Source organism: Bartonella sp. WD16.2, assembly GCF_002022505.1.
Lineage (GTDB): Bacteria > Pseudomonadota > Alphaproteobacteria > Rhizobiales > Rhizobiaceae > Bartonella.
Window position 1 is genome coordinate 829539 of the sequence record NZ_CP019781.1, and the last position, 16031, is coordinate 845569.

Sequence of the window (16031 nt, forward strand, 5' to 3'; positions counted from 1 at the left end):
TTAAATATTAAATTTCTTGCAGAAATAGCGCTATCATGGCATTGCGTAAACAACATTAAATTGATTTTTCATAAAGAAGGCTCCAATGAGCAACAAAAATCCGATAAATAATAAACCTAATAATCTTACTTATGTAGCAGCTGGTGTTGATATTGATATGGGTAACACTATGATAGAAAATATCAAACCCTATATACGCTCAACAAAACGAGTAGGTGCAGATGGAGAAATCGGCGGTTTTGGTGGCTTATTTGATTTAAAAGCAGCAGGCTTTACAGACCCCATTCTTGTGGCAGCTAATGATGGTGTAGGTACAAAATTAAAAATTGCTATTGAAATAGGTATTCATAATACTGTTGGTATTGATCTTGTAGCCATGTGCGTTAATGATTTAATTGTCCAAGGTGCTGAACCTCTTTTTTTCTTAGATTATTTTGCAACTGGAAAACTTGATGCTACACAAGGTGCTGAAATCATTTCAGGCATTGCAATAGGATGTCAGCAAGCAAACGTTGCTCTTATTGGAGGAGAAACTGCGGAAATGCCTGGAATGTACGTAAACGGAGATTATGACTTAGCAGGTTTTGCTGTAGGAGCTGTTGAACGTAATTCATTGTTGCCCTCAAAAGATCTTACAGAAGGTGATATTATTTTAGGTCTTAGTTCATCCGGTATTCATTCTAATGGTTTTTCTCTCGTCAGGAAAATCGTTAAACAAAGTGATTTAAAATGGAATGACCCTGCCCCCTTTAACCCTAAAATAAACCTTGGAGAAGCACTTCTTACACCAACTCGCATTTATGTTAAATCACTATTGTCAATTATACGAAACTATAAAGGAATTAAAGCTCTCGCCCATATCACAGGTGGCGGTTTTCCAGAAAATATTCCACGCGTACTCCCCTCCTCCCTTTGCGCTGAAATTAATCTTTCTGCTATCAATATTCCGTCAGTATTTTCATGGATTGCCAAACAAGGTAAAATACAGAAAACAGAAATGTTACGAACATTCAATTGTGGTATTGGTATGGTTATTATTGTAGCACAAAACTCAATTGAAGCTGTTACACAAGCACTCAAATCGCAAGGAGAAACAGTTACCTTACTCGGTATTTTAACAAAATGCCAAAATAAAAGAATTACTTATAAAGGTGAGCTTCATCTGTGAAAAAAAAAGTAATTATTTTTATTTCCGGCAATGGTTCCAATATGGTTTCCCTTGCTAAAGCAAGTAAACAAACTAATTATCCTGCTGAAATTATTGCAGTTATTTGTGATAAACCCCATGCTTCTGGTATTGAAAAGGCACGTGATAATAGCTTGCCTATTCATATTGTAGATCGTAAAAATTATCCAACTAAAGAAGCCCATGAAGAATCTATTCTTACTATTTTAGCCCAATATCAACCAGATATTATTTGCTTAGCTGGTTATATGCGGCTTATTTCACCACATTTCATAAAACCCTATGAAGGACGGATTCTTAATATCCACCCTTCCCTTTTACCTTCATTTAAAGGTTTAAATACCCATGAAAGAGTTCTGCAAGCAGGTGTTAAAATTACTGGTTGTACAGTTCATCTTGTTACAGAAGCAATGGATGAAGGAAAGATTCTTGCCCAAGCCGCTGTTCCAGTGTGCCCCAATGACACTCCTGAAATGTTAGCGCAAAGAGTTCTTCAAGTTGAGCATAAGCTTTACCCCGAAGCCTTAAAAGCATTCATTAAAGGTAATGATAACGATAAAATAATAGATTATCAACAGCAGCTTTTATCATTTTAAAACAGTCTCTTATGCCAAAGATTTCTCCTAAATTCACTTATTTATTTTCTAGATTAATGAATACAAATTTTGATATAAAAACTTATTATTCTTCATCAATTATTTTGCAAATATTAGAGTATTTTTTGGTTTTTTAATTGTAAATGGCTATTCATTTCCTTTGATCATTGCATAAATTATCTTTGTTTATTCATCGTAAACTAAAAGTATATTCTACAAACCGATAACTAAAATATGATGGATATTTTACATTCAGAAAAACGTTTATTGTATTATAATCATTTCTACCAAAAGAATCTTTAAACAAAATAGGCTTAATTGATGAAGAATAGTCTATAAAACATCACATAAATAAATACGTATTTCATGTACAGCAAAATAGAATTAACTTTTATCTCAAAATACAGTTAGCTTTTTATATATTTGAAACATTATATTATTTATTTCACACTCAAATTTTTAGGTTTTGATCATTTTAGGTGATTATTTCTATTTATAAGCTTTTTAATTAAATAAAATGCGCCACATTTGGTTTTATTTCTTCTTCATAAGAAGAATATGATCGACAATATTTTTACTGTACTAACATTTCTTTAACAGCTAAAACCAGCTGTTTGAGTGTAAATGGCTTAGATAAAAATCCGAAAACAGCATCTTTTGAAAGATTCTTAGTAAAAGCATCTTTTGCATACCCTGAAACAAAAATAAATTTGATTTCAGGATATTTTTTACGCACTTCCTTGAGCAAAGTCGGCCCATCCATTTCTGGCATAACTACATCGGAAACAATAATATCAACAGCCCCTTTATTTTCTTCAAGTACAGCAAGCGCTTCCACTCCACTCGCAGCTTCTAAAACAGTATATCCTCTCATTTGAAGAGCTTTTACCCCACCCATTCTAACAGCGTCTTCATCTTCAACCAATAAAACAGTAGCAAAACCGGTTAAGTCTGTATTTTTTTCTTGCTCTTCTATTTTTTCAATTTGTGGAAAAATCTCATTGCTGACATTAGAAATATAACGAGGTAGAAAAATATGAAATGTCGTTCCTTTTCCTTCTTGGCTATCACAGTAAATATAACCACCTGTTTGCTTGACAATGCCATAAACCATTGACAACCCAAGTCCTGTTCCTTTCCCAACTTCTTTTGTTGTAAAAAACGGCTCAAACATTTTTTCCTGCACAAAAGAAGATATACCTTCTCCTGTATCTGAAATGGTCAATTGCACATATTCACCACTCACAAAGCCAACATAATTAAATTCAGCACTTTGTTGTTTCGTAATATTGTTCGTTTTAATTGTTATCAGACCTCCATTCGACATAGCGTCACGTGCATTAATCACTAAATTCATAATAACACGTTGAAAAGAAGCTTGATCAACTTTAACACTCCATAGATCTCTTCCATGAATAATTTTTAACTGAATATTATTTCCTAAAAGAGATAAAATAAGGTTGCGGATATCGGATAAAAGTTCTGTAAAATCAACTTTTTCAGGCTTAAGTGTTTGTTTTCTAGAAAAAGCTAATAATTGTTGCACAAGTGCAGCGGCACGATTAGCATTATTTTTGATATTGATAAGATCAGCATGCGCTGGATCAGAACTACGGTGCGTATTTAAAAGGAGATCACATGACATTAAAATTGCTGTTAAAACATTATTAAAATCATGTGCAATACCACCTGCTAACTGCCCAACAGCTTGCATCTTTTGATTTTGTACCATTTTATCTTCAAGTGTTTTTTGTTCTGTTGTTTCTATAACAGACACAATCACCAAATCTTGTAATGCATCATTATGATATTGTATCATAGACACAAGATGAAGATGAAAATGGCGCTCTTTATTATTTTCTAATATTATGTCTATTGAAATTGGATCATTTTTATTCTTTGCAATCTTCTCAAATGCATGCTCTAATTGAACACGACCTTGATGAGATATAATATCATAAAAATTGACAATTTTGCCAGAACACTCCATCAATACTAAAAAAGAGTTATTGATATGAACAAACTGTCCTTTCTGATCAACTACAGCTATTGCAAAAGGACTTGCATCAAAATACTCTATCAATGTATTTGGCAACTTTAATTGATAATCGCTTTCGCTTTTTTGTATTGACTGCGGTATTATAACAATGCGATAAATAGCGCCACCTTCTAAGAAAGAAGAGATACATATAAAACAATTCAATACTTTTTTATCACCAGTCTCTGAAGTTAAAAACAAAGAAAACATATAAGGTGTAGTACAATTTGAATTGTAATGTTCATGACTTTGTAAACAAATATCACTCCATACACTATTAACTCCAGAAGCACTAAAGAACTGATCAAAATTATATTGACCAATAGTAAAATTTGCCAAATCGATCGAAAACCATTCGGCAAAAACCGCATTTGCATAAACAACAACTCCTTGCACATTAACAGATAAAAACCCAACAGGAGCTTGATCTAAATGATTGATAGCTTCTTGAAGATTCAAACAAAAATCTTCCCGGCATTCCTCCAAATGTGAAATATCAGCGATACGCCAAAATAAAAATTTTTTTCTCCATTGTAGTATCGGTTGAACAGAAATATTATACCATACAGTGTCTTTCTGAATAGAATGAATAAAAATTGATCGGTCTATCTTTAATGTTTCTTGAGCTGCAAGATTGTTAAATGCTGCAACTTTCAAGCGATATAAAAGCGCGCTAGCACCTGGAAGATCAGCAATAACTGCATAACAAGAAGCCCCAGGTTTATAAGTAAAAATTTTCTGATAATTCTGATTAGAATAATAAACAAAACCTGATAAATCAGATATTATAATTGCATCATCTATTTCGTTAAAAACACCAAAATCTAAGCTTTTATGCAATGGCCCGATATCATATCTCAAAACACCCATTCCTATCAGAAAAAGTGCAGCAATGCCTATAATCGCTAAAATTAAAAAAGATATCAAAGCAGCTTGATGAAAATAGCTTTGCGGATAAAAAATGCCCAAAAAACCCATAATGAGCAAAAAAACTATAACAAAAAAAAGCCTCCAAACCATTGCTCCCCACCGCATAGAAGGAGGTAATAATTTGTCCATGCTATTAAAATCTTTATTCATCTTCTATCTGTCTCGATTGTAGATGCTTCATGAAGTTTAAAATACCTTCAATAATCACTATATGAAGGATATGCTATAATCCTTCATATTATACTTAATATAAGTATATTTGCTCAACGGAAATCACTCAACATTTCACATTTATTGAACTTCTTAAAATAATTTATAAACTTACATAATAAAAAACGATGATTTCATTAATGAAATGAGGAAAAAACAGTATGAATATTTGGTTATCAAACTATATAGGAACATCTGCAGCAAATATAATTACAAGCCTCGTGTTTCTTATAATAATAATTGCAGCAATTGTTGTAGTTATAACGCTTTTACGCTATTTGAATAAAGGAAGATTCAATTTCAATAGAAAAAAACACCCACTACGATTAATCATATCTGATATAATCGCTATTGATCGTACACGCCGCCTTGTTCTAATACGTCGCGATGATGTAGAGCATTTAATTCTCATTGGTGGAGCAACAGATACTGTTATAGAATCTAACATTGTTCAAACACAAATCTCACACGAAAATTATAACAGATCACAAAGAAACACACAGCCAACATCAAAAATGTCAGAAACTAATTTCAATACTGCCTTTACTGAACAAACCTCTTTATCCACCAATACAATAAAACCTATACAAGACAATATCTCCCCTCCCTCCTCTAATAAACATTTAAAAGATCCGGCAGTTACAGCTGAAATTGAAGAACGGCAAGAACCATCTTTCTTTATTCCTACTCCAAAATAAAGCACCTCATTCTGATATCGAGTATTTTGCTTTTTGACCGTAAATCAATTTTAATCATCACGGTAGACCTTTTCTCGTCGTTCATGGCGTTCTTGTGCTTCTAACGATAAAACTGCAATTGGTCGTGCTTCAAGACGTTTTATACTAATAGGTTCTCCAGTTTCTTCACAAAACCCGTAAGTACCATTATCAATACGCTCCAAGGCTGCATCTATTTTTGCAATGAGCTTTCTCTGACGAGCACGAGCACGCAATTCGATTGCACAATCAGCTTCATAAGATGCCCGATCAGTCAAATCAGATTGATTGGTATTTTCTTTTTGCAAACTTTCTAAAGTCTCACGAGTCTCCTTTAATATATCACATTTCCAAGAAATTAATTTAGCACGAAAATATGCCTTTTGCCGTTCATTCATAAAAGGCTCATCTTCACTAGGACGATACTGATTGCTAACGACTTTATTCATGCTATAAAACTTCCACATATGGTATGTGTAGTCTATATATTGCGTAACTCCTATTAACACAAGTGTAAAGTATATTTCTATAAAAATAAGAATATACTGAATTCATTATTTAAATTTTTAGCTCATTTTTTGTGTAGCGTGTTGAAATTTCATAATATTTTTAAAAAGAAGCTTTATAAATTCTTTTATCTCAGCATAAACTGTAAAATCTGCCATATTAATTCTAGAAAATAGCTTTCTCTTAATCGAATGTAAAAAATTTTCTGCAGAAATAAAAGAGTAGGTTTTTTGGTTTTTTATTATTTTGAATAATGAAGTTTCAATCACTTTTAAATCATTAAAGATTAAGCATGAAATTTCATAGTCTCCGCTCTGTGACAGTTAAGTTTCATCACCTTTTCAAAAGTAAATAAAACAAATTTTTACAAACAACGCACATAAGCACGTAAAAATTGTAAGTAATGGGTACATTAACCTTCCTTCTCCCTTTAGTAAAACTTAGAATTAAACAGCCTTACAAGAAATTTAATATATTTTAATTTATTCATACAAAAAGCAAGCACTAACATAATACAAAAATTTGAACACCATATAAAGCATTAATTGTTTTTATATGAAATTTCTATAAGAAGGAGTTAGTGTAAAAAGATTAAATACCTCATATTATCACTTGCATAAAATGATAGTATTATGAAATTAACACTTATTCATACGTATAATTCATATTTTCATTACCAATTTTGGTAAAAATTACGAAACAAAATTTTTCATTCAGTCCTCTAGTAGCTGATCAGGTTAAAATGTATCTGAAATATAAAAGTTCTTTATTATCTTTTTTTTGAAAAAATATCCTTTAAAAACCCATGAATACCTGATTAAACGGTAATTATTATATTAATTTTTTTAATCCATAAAAACAAATATTTTTAAAGAAGAATCAAATTGCATAAATATATACAAATTATAGCCTAAAAGTCAGCAATAATTAGATCTCCATTTAGATTACCCAAAATCATATGATTATCACTACTAATAAAACAAAATCATTAAGTTTTTCATTAAGATTTTAAAATAATAATTTGATAAATATAATTATTTTACTTTACAAGTGATAGCAATCTAAAACTAATCATTAAAAATTTATGCATGACAGAAATGAATAACCAAAACTTACCTAATAACAAAGTGGCAATTATAAAGACAAAATATGATAGTCACGATTAAAATACATCAAAGCATCTTTTTCTTGATTGTGGTTTATCGCAACAACTTCACCAATCAAAATATAATGAGTTGCATGTTGATGCCAACAAATCAAACGGCAGTCAAATGAAGCCAAGGCACCTGATAAGCTAGGTGCACCAGTTTGTAAAACAGACCATTGAGCTGTATTAAAGCGTTCAGTCTGTGTAAAACCACAGCGCCCAGAAAAAACTTCTGATAATGAACGATGTTTTCCTGCTAAGCTATTGACACAAAAATTTCCATTTTCCATAAACAGCTTATTTTCAGGATTATGCCTCATTAAGCAAACAAGAAGCATTGGAGGGTCATCTGATAAAGAACAACAAGCCGAAACTGTTACGCCACGTTTTCCTTTAGCACCATTTGTCGTTACAATATGTACAGCTCCTGCTAAACGGCTCATAGTATCCCGATATTCCTGTGAAGAAACAGTAGCAACTTTTTGAAATTTAGGCATTAAATCTTTTGTATGATTTTGCATATTTTTCACTTAGATAGCTCTCAAAATTTCAATGAATATTTCAATAAATTGATTTATTGCATATTCTTATTCTTTTATATCATATATGAGCAAGAAAAATGTATATTTATCACACAATATTATACGTTAATAAAAAGGGCCCACTTAGGAGATCTTAATGCCCCGTCCCCATTTCATTTCACCTTCACTTTTTGCTGCTGATTTTTCTAAGCTCGGTCAGGAAATATCCGAAGTTGTTGATGCTGGCGCAGATTGGCTTCATCTTGATATTATGGATGGCCACTTTGTCCCTAATATCACTTTTGGCCCTGATATCGTCAAAGCACTACGCCCACTAACCAAAGCAATATTTGATGTTCACCTTATGATAGCACCTGTAGATCCTTATCTTGAAGCCTTTGCGCAAGCCGGTTCAGATATTATAACCATTCACGCAGAAGCAGGTCCTCATATTCATCGCTCACTGCAAACAATTAAAGCAATGGGAAAAAAGGCTGGAGTTTCAATCAACCCAAATACATCAGAACATGTGCTGGAGTATTTGCTTGATCAATTAGATCTCATTCTTATCATGACTGTCAACCCAGGTTTCGGTGGACAAAACTTTATCCCAGAAATGAAAAATAAAATCGAACGAGTAAAAAGTATGATTGCCAATCGACCCATCGATCTTGAAGTTGATGGTGGCATTACAGTTGATACAATTGGAATAGCTGCAAAAGCTGGTGCAAATGTATTTGTTGCAGGATCTGCAATTTATAAAAATGGTAACAAAGATCTTTATAAAACACGCATTAACGCATTGCGCCAAGCCGCAAAACTCTCACAATAAGGAAAAAATTATGATCGAGCGTTATTCTCGCCCTGAAATGGTAGCAATTTGGTCATCAAAGACTAAATATCGTATTTGGTTTGAAATTGAAGCACATGCCTGTGATGCGTTAGCTCGGCTTGGTATTATCCCAGAAAAATCAGCTAAAATTATTTGGGAAAAAGGTTCATCTGCTGAATTTAATATTAATCGTATTAATGAAATTGAAACGACTACAAAGCATGATGTTATAGCATTTTTAACCCACTTAGCTGAATTTATTGGACCAGAATCTCGTTTTATTCATCAAGGTATGACATCATCAGATGTGTTGGATACAGCATTCAACGTTCAATTAATGCGCGCTAGCGATATTTTGTTGAGAGACATAAATCAACTCCTTGAAGTATTAAAAAAACGTGCCTTTGAACATAAAGAGACAATTACTATTGGACGTAGTCATGGCATTCACGCCGAGCCTACAACATTTGGAGTTAAACTTGCCCTTGCATATGCTGAATTTCTCCGTTGTCGCAAACGTTTGCTTGCTGCACGGGAAGAAATTGCCACTTGTGCTATTTCAGGAGCTGTTGGCACTTTTGCTAATATTGACCCCCGCGTTGAAGAACATGTAGCACAAGCATTAGGTATGCGTGTCGAACCTGTTTCCACCCAAATAATACCACGTGACCGTCATGCTATGTTCTTTGCAACACTTGGAGTTATTGCTTCGTCTATTGAAAGATTAGCCATAGAAATACGCCATCTGCATAGAACAGAAGTTCTTGAAGTGGAAGAATATTTCTCACCTGGGCAAAAAGGTTCATCTGCTATGCCTCATAAACGCAATCCGGTTTTAACAGAAAATTTAACTGGATTGGCACGTATGGTGCGCGCATTTGCAGTACCTGCTATGGAAAATGTCGCGCTTTGGCATGAACGTGACATTTCACATTCATCTGTTGAACGTTATATTGGTCCTGATGCTACCATTACGCTTGATTTTGCTCTTTCTCGATTAATATCTGTGATTGAAAATTTAATCGTTTATCCAGAAAATATGCAAGAAAATCTCAATAAATTCCGTGGTCTTATTCATTCACAACGTGTACTTTTAGCACTCACACAAGCTGGTATAAGTCGTGAAAATGCTTATCACATTGTTCAACGAAATGCGATGAAAGTTTGGGAACAAGGAAAAGATTTTCTAGAAGAATTGTTAAAAGATGAAGATGTAGCAAAAGCTTTAAATGAAGCAGATCTTCGCGAAAAATTTGACCTTGCTTACCATACTAAGCATGTTGATACAATTTTTAGACGTGTGTTTGGATAATAACAATAACTGTAAAAAAAATAAAAGATCTTTTGTTTTTACTAGTTCAAAGTACGTTTTCATAAAGAAAGACATTCATGAAAGCAAATCAACTCGATATTCTTATTGTCCCCGGCTATAAAGGATCTGGTCCGGATCATTGGCAAACACGTTGGGAACACAAATTATCTACCGCCCGTCGTGTTCAACAAGCTCATTGGTCAAAACCCGTATGCAAAGAATGGACTAATGAAGTAAAAAATGCCATCGCACAAGCCAATAAACCTGTTGCTATTATTGCCCACTCATTGGGAGTGCCAACAGTTATTCACGCAATTACGCAAAACGCAGAAAAAGTCTATGGTGCTTTCTTTGTTGCCCCACCAGATATAGAAAATGAAAAAATACGCCCAAAGCATTTAATGACATTTGGTCCATATCATCGCAAAAAACTCCCCTTTCCTTCAGTAGTTATTGCAAGTCGCAATGATAAATTTTGCCAATTCTCAGTAGCAGAAAATCTTGCCAAAGACTGGAATGCACTTTTTGTTGACGCTGGACAATCTGGACATATTAATGTGGAATCTGGTCATGGTCCTTGGCCTGAAGGACTGATAGTTTTTTCCCATTTCCTTGCAAAGCTTTAAAGACAATATGAATCACTCTCAGAAAATACATTTATGTCATTGTACCCGATATTACTTAACACATATCCTATAAGAAGCTTAAATATTTTTACCTACACAGATTCATGCTGAAAAACATAAAACAAATTATTCATTTTGCCTGATTGCATTAATATCTTTGCCAGACTATAAAAGTTTAAATCTCATTTAATATGCTTTAAATAACAAAAATTGTAGTAAATATTATAGCAATTCATTGAGAATTGTTGCTAATTAAGATAATGTTTTTTCATTAATAATATTAAGATTTTTCAACGAATAGAGAATTATGATGAACCGTCGTCACCGTATTTATGAAGGTAAGGCCAAAATCCTATATGAAGGGCCTGAACCAGGTACCTATATTCAGTTTTTTAAAGATGACGCGACTGCATTTAATGCAAAAAAACATGAAATCATTGATGGTAAAGGAGTCTTAAATAACCGTATTTCAGAGTATATTTTTACCCAACTTGGTCGTTTAGGCATCCCAACACATTTTATAAAACGGATTAATATGCGTGAACAGCTTATCAAAGCAGTTGAAATTATTCCGCTGGAAATTGTTGTACGTAACGTTGCTGCAGGTTCCCTTTCTAAGCGCTTAGGACTAGAAGAAGGAACAGTGCTTCCACAAGCTATCATTGAGTTTTACTACAAAAACGATTCTCTTGATGATCCAATGGTAACGGAAGAACATATTACTGCTTTTGGGTGGTCTGCTCCGCAAGAAATAGAAGAAATTATGCAACTTTCAATTCGTATTAATGATTTTCTCTCTGGGCTTTTTGCAGGCGTTGGCATTCAACTGATTGACTTTAAAATAGAATTTGGTCGTTTATGGGAAGGTGAAACGATGCGTATCGTTCTTGCTGATGAAATTTCACCTGATTCTGCTCGTTTATGGGATATGCAAACGCAAGAAAAAATGGATAAAGATCGTTTTCGTCGTGATATGGGTGGACTTATTAATGCTTATCAAGATGTTGCAAAACGTCTTGGTATTATGAATGAAAATGACCCTCAACGACCAAGTGGCCCAGTTTTAGTCAAATGAGAAACAAAGTGATGCAATACAGCCTTGCTTTATAAAAAAGAGCCATTCTTTTTAAAAATTCTTTAAATAACAGGAAATAAAAATGAAAGCACGCGTTATAGTTAACTTAAAAAGCAGCGTTCTTGACCCCCAAGGAGAAGCGATCACTAGTGCTTTAAATAATTTAGCTTTTACTGGTATTCAATCTATTCGCCAAGGAAAAGTGTTTGATATCATTCTCGATAACATACCCGCTGAAACAGCAAAACAAAAACTTGAACAAATGTGTGAGCAATTGCTTGTAAATCCTGTCATTGAAAACTACACTATAGAACTTCTTTGAGCGGATCACTCGATGAAAACTGCTATTATTCAATTACCCGGATTAAATCGCGATCAAGATATGATTGCGGCATTATATCACATAACAGGCATTCAACCACTCAAGATTTGGCAAACGGAAACAACAATTCCTCAGGTCGATATGATCGTTATCCCTGGGGGATTTTCCTATGGTGACTATCTAAGATGTGGTGCTATTGGTGCGCGGATGCCAGTTATGCAAGCTGTCCGTGAAAAAGCACAAAAAGGTGTCATAATTATGGGGATATGTAATGGTTTTCAAATTTTGCTAGAATCCGGATTATTACCAGGCGCTTTAATGCGCAATGTTTCATTAAAATTTGTTTGTCGTGAAATAAAACTTGAAGTCGCTAACGCTGATACAAAATTTTCTCGATGCTATTCCAAAGGGCAAATTATTCGCTGCCCTGTTGCCCATCACGATGGAAATTACTTCGTTGACAATGATACACTAAAACAAATGGAAGACAATAAGCAAATTGTTTTCCGCTATGCAGAAAATACAAATCCTAATGGTTCAGTTAGTGATATTGCTGGTATTGTCAATAAAACTGGCAATGTTCTTGGTATAATGCCTCATCCTGAAAATTTTATTGAAGCTGCACATGGTGGTGATGATGGCCGCTTATTATTTCAAAGTGTTTTAGAATCAAAAAATTAATGTATGAAATAAACTTTACCAAACAAATTTCTACACTTACAATGATGAAATATATTATTCTAAATACACATCAGATATGGTTTGAAAGTTCAAAGTTTCACTACAAATTTGGTCTTTCTTTTAAATTTTATGCTCATTATTCAAGCTCAAATCACTTTTGTATTTTAATCGTGCTTTATAATTTTTTTAAAAATTTGACCACTGAGTTTAAAGTACAACTAACTAAAGCCTTAACTTATTAGTCCTTTAATAGCTTCATTATCAAATAATGAAATTACCAATACATTAAACAGCTGTATTAAAAATGATAACAAATATTAAAATTTTATCAATATAATGGAAATACTAATGAACCTTCACAATAACATTGCCATTACACCAGAATTAATCGCACAACATGGCTTAAAACCCGATGAATACCAACGTATTTTGGAGCTAATCGGTAGGGAACCAACATTAACTGAGCTCGGAATTTTTTCTGCAATGTGGAACGAGCATTGTTCCTATAAATCTTCTAAAAAATGGCTCAAAACTTTACCAACAAAAGGAAAGTGTGTTATTCAAGGTCCTGGTGAAAATGCTGGCGTTGTTGATATAGGCAACAATCAATGCGTTGTTTTCAAAATGGAAAGTCATAACCACCCCTCTTATATTGAACCTTATCAAGGTGCAGCAACAGGTGTTGGTGGCATTTTACGTGATGTTTTTACAATGGGTGCTCGCCCTGTTGCAAGTATGAATGCATTACGGTTTGGATCTCCTGATCACCCCCGAACACGTTATCTGGTTTCGGGTGTTGTTTCTGGAATTGGTGGTTATGGAAACGCTTTTGGTGTCCCGACTGTTGGTGGAGAAGTCAATTTTGATAAGCGTTATAATGGTAATATTCTTGTTAACGCTTTCGCAGCTGGTATAGCAAAAACAGATTCTATTTTTTACTCCAAAGCGCAAGGTGTGGGACTTCCTATTGTTTATCTTGGTGCTAAAACAGGACGTGATGGTGTTGGTGGAGCTACAATGGCTTCTGCTGAATTTGATGATACAATCAATGAAAAACGCCCAACTGTTCAAGTGGGTGATCCTTTCACTGAAAAATGTCTGCTTGAAGCTTGTTTAGAATTGATGGCATTAGGAGCGGTTATTGGTATTCAAGATATGGGTGCAGCAGGGCTAACATGCTCTGCAGTTGAAATGGGTGCAAAAGGCGATTTAGGAATAGAGCTAAATCTTGATAACGTACCTGTTCGTGAAGAAAATATGACAGCCTATGAAATGATGCTTTCTGAAAGTCAAGAACGTATGCTTATGGTTCTTAAACCAGAACTTGAAAAAAAAGCATCTGAAATTTTTAATAAATGGGGACTTCATTTTGCCGTCATTGGAAAAACAACAAATGATTTACGTTTCCGCGTATTACACCAAGGGCAAGAAGTGGCTAATCTACCAATCAAAGAACTTGGAGATGAAGCTCCAACTTATGATCGTCCTTGGATAGAGCCCCCTAAAAAATCAATTCTTAGACTAGAGGAAGTTAAAAAAGTTGAAAACCTCGGCGATGCACTGCTTACCTTATTAAATTCGGCCAATCAAAGTTCACGGCGATGGGTTTATGAACAGTATGATACAATTATCCAGAGTAATAGCCTCACTCGCCCAGGGGGTGATGCAGGTGTTATTCGCATAGACAATAGAGACAAACGTGCTCTTGCTTTTTCCTCTGATGTAACGCCTCGTTATTGTGAAGCTGACCCCTATGAAGGAGGAAAACAAGCCGTTGCAGAATGTTGGCGTAATATTAGTACCACAGGCGCAACACCACTAGCTGCTACTGATAATCTCAATTTTGGCAATCCTGAAAAACCTGAAGTTATGGGGCAGCTAGTTTTTGCCATTAAAGGTATAGGTGAGGCTTGCAGAGTACTCGATTTTCCAATCGTTTCAGGAAATGTTTCTCTTTATAATGAAACCAATGGAGAAGAAATTCTTCCTACACCTACAATCGCTGGTGTTGGTATTCTTAATGATTGGTCAAAAATGGCTACAATAAACAATATGCAAAACGGAGATATTATAGTCTTAATTGGCCCTTGTGGCTCACATTTAGGACAATCAATCTATGCACGTGATATTTTAAATATTGAGGATGGTGCACCACCTTATGTGGATTTACAGCTTGAAAAAAAGAATGGTCAATTCGTTCGCGATGTCATTAATTATGGTTTTATTCATGCTGCTCATGATATTTCTGATGGAGGATTGGCCATTGCTCTTGCAGAAATGGTAATTAAAGCAAATAAAGGAATTAGAGCAAAATTAAGCAACAAATTACCGCATCATGCCGAACTTTTCGGTGAAGATCAAGGACGTTACCTGTTAGCAGTTAATCCTAATAAATTTAATGACCTTAAAACACTTGCTCAGACAAGCGAAGTTTCTTTAATGGAGCTTGGTACAGTTGAAGGCAATGTACTTGACATAAAAGATGTATTAACACTTCCAGTATCTAAACTGACACAGGCTTATGAAAGCTGGTTTCCAGAGTTTATGGGTGAGAAATAAATAATGATTTATTTCCATTAGCTATAAAAAATAACAAATAAATAGAGGAGAATAACTCATGGCAATGAATGCTCATGCAATTGAAACTCTTATTCGTGAAGGAATTCCCGATGCAAAAGTGACAATCCGTGATCTTGCAGGAGACGGTGAACATTACGCTGCAGAAGTTATTTCGGAAAGTTTTCGGGGTAAAAGCCGTGTTCAGCAGCATAAAATGGTTTATGATGCTCTTAAAGGCAATATGGGAAGTGCGCTTCATGCCTTAGCACTTCAAACAAGTGTACCTAAATAATTTACAAATTTCTTCTTGCATTCATTTTGTTAATACGATTTAAAATAAAACTAACATAACTGTAATTCCTAAAATGTAACCAATATAAGGAATAAAAATGACTACTGCTTACGATTTTATTGATAATGAAATTAAAACAAATGATGTCGTTTTATTCATGAAAGGAACCCCTAATACTCCACAATGTGGATTTTCTGGGCAAGTTGTTCAAATCCTTGACTATTTAGGATTAAATTATAAAGGAATTAATGTTTTAACTTCTGATGAATTGCGTCAGGGAATAAAAGATTATTCAAATTGGCCAACAATTCCACAACTCTATATCAAAGGTGAATTTATTGGCGGTTGCGATATTATTAAAGAAATGTTTCAAAGTGATGAGTTACAAAAACTACTCAAAGAAAAAGACATTACCTGTAATATATCATAAAAAATTAACTTTAATTTTTTTAGCCTCTTACGAACTGTTATTCAGTCAGAT

Annotated in this window: 15 protein-coding genes; 12 read left to right on the top strand and 3 right to left on the bottom strand. The window is 34.0% G+C overall.

Annotated features, from left to right (window positions below):
* Positions 1-85 precede the first annotated feature (85 nt).
* Positions 86-1168, top strand: coding sequence for a phosphoribosylformylglycinamidine cyclo-ligase (gene purM / locus BWD162_RS03495; RefSeq protein WP_078705457.1), 1083 nt, complete (start codon positions 86-88; stop codon positions 1166-1168).
* Positions 1165-1782, top strand: a complete 618-nt coding sequence (gene purN / locus BWD162_RS03500; RefSeq protein WP_078705458.1) for a phosphoribosylglycinamide formyltransferase — start codon at positions 1165-1167, stop codon at positions 1780-1782. Before purM ends, purN begins: the two co-directional genes overlap by 4 nt.
* A 574-nt stretch (positions 1783-2356) precedes the next feature.
* On the opposite strand, the gene BWD162_RS03505 is transcribed toward purN, so the two are convergent.
* Positions 2357-4900, bottom strand: a complete 2544-nt coding sequence (locus BWD162_RS03505; RefSeq protein WP_078705459.1) for a response regulator — start codon at positions 4898-4900, stop codon at positions 2357-2359.
* Positions 4901-5121: 221 nt separating this feature from the next.
* Between BWD162_RS03505 and BWD162_RS03510 the strand changes: the two genes are divergently transcribed.
* Positions 5122-5658 carry a flagellar biosynthetic protein FliO gene (locus BWD162_RS03510; protein ID WP_078705460.1) on the top strand — a complete coding sequence of 179 codons (537 nt, stop codon included), beginning with the start codon at positions 5122-5124 and terminating at the stop codon, positions 5656-5658.
* A gap of 50 nt (positions 5659-5708) precedes the next feature.
* Here the strand turns inward: BWD162_RS03510 and dksA are convergent, their stop codons facing one another.
* On the bottom strand, positions 5709-6125 hold the full coding sequence (dksA, locus tag BWD162_RS03515) for an RNA polymerase-binding protein DksA (RefSeq protein ID WP_078705461.1): 417 nt from the start codon (positions 6123-6125) through the stop codon (positions 5709-5711).
* A 1192-nt stretch (positions 6126-7317) separates the two neighbouring features.
* Positions 7318-7851, bottom strand: coding sequence for a flavin reductase family protein (locus BWD162_RS03520; RefSeq protein ID WP_078705462.1), 534 nt, complete (start codon positions 7849-7851; stop codon positions 7318-7320).
* A gap of 157 nt (positions 7852-8008) precedes the next feature.
* Between BWD162_RS03520 and rpe the strand changes: the two genes are divergently transcribed.
* The 9 genes from rpe (at position 8009) to grxD (ending at position 15980) form a co-directional block, all read left to right on the top strand.
* Positions 8009-8683 carry a ribulose-phosphate 3-epimerase gene (gene rpe, locus BWD162_RS03525; protein ID WP_078705463.1) on the top strand — a complete coding sequence of 225 codons (675 nt, stop codon included), beginning with the start codon at positions 8009-8011 and terminating at the stop codon, positions 8681-8683.
* 10 nt (positions 8684-8693) lie between these two features.
* Positions 8694-9995 (top strand): adenylosuccinate lyase, encoded by a 1302-nt coding sequence (gene purB, locus BWD162_RS03530; RefSeq protein WP_078705464.1) that lies wholly within the window; start codon positions 8694-8696, stop codon positions 9993-9995.
* Positions 9996-10072: 77 nt separating this feature from the next.
* Complete coding sequence (locus tag BWD162_RS03535) at positions 10073-10621, top strand: RBBP9/YdeN family alpha/beta hydrolase (RefSeq protein WP_078705465.1); 549 nt, start codon at positions 10073-10075, stop codon at positions 10619-10621.
* A gap of 310 nt (positions 10622-10931) precedes the next feature.
* A complete protein-coding gene (purC, locus tag BWD162_RS03540; RefSeq protein ID WP_078705466.1) occupies positions 10932-11696 on the top strand; it encodes a phosphoribosylaminoimidazolesuccinocarboxamide synthase in 765 nt (254 codons plus the stop codon).
* Positions 11697-11778: 82 nt separating this feature from the next.
* The gene (purS, locus tag BWD162_RS03545; RefSeq protein WP_078705467.1) at positions 11779-12018 is read left to right on the top strand and encodes a phosphoribosylformylglycinamidine synthase subunit PurS; all 240 of its coding nucleotides are present in this window, start codon (positions 11779-11781) and stop codon (positions 12016-12018) included.
* 12 nt (positions 12019-12030) lie between these two features.
* A complete protein-coding gene (gene purQ / locus BWD162_RS03550) occupies positions 12031-12699 on the top strand; it encodes a phosphoribosylformylglycinamidine synthase subunit PurQ (RefSeq protein ID WP_078705468.1) in 669 nt (222 codons plus the stop codon).
* 348 nt (positions 12700-13047) lie between these two features.
* Positions 13048-15258 (top strand): phosphoribosylformylglycinamidine synthase subunit PurL, encoded by a 2211-nt coding sequence (purL, locus tag BWD162_RS03560; protein ID WP_078705470.1) that lies wholly within the window; start codon positions 13048-13050, stop codon positions 15256-15258.
* 58 nt (positions 15259-15316) lie between these two features.
* Positions 15317-15550, top strand: a complete 234-nt coding sequence (locus BWD162_RS03565; protein ID WP_078705471.1) for a BolA/IbaG family iron-sulfur metabolism protein — start codon at positions 15317-15319, stop codon at positions 15548-15550.
* 97 nt (positions 15551-15647) lie between these two features.
* Positions 15648-15980 (top strand): Grx4 family monothiol glutaredoxin, encoded by a 333-nt coding sequence (gene grxD / locus BWD162_RS03570; RefSeq protein ID WP_078705472.1) that lies wholly within the window; start codon positions 15648-15650, stop codon positions 15978-15980.
* Positions 15981-16031: the final 51 nt, after the last annotated feature.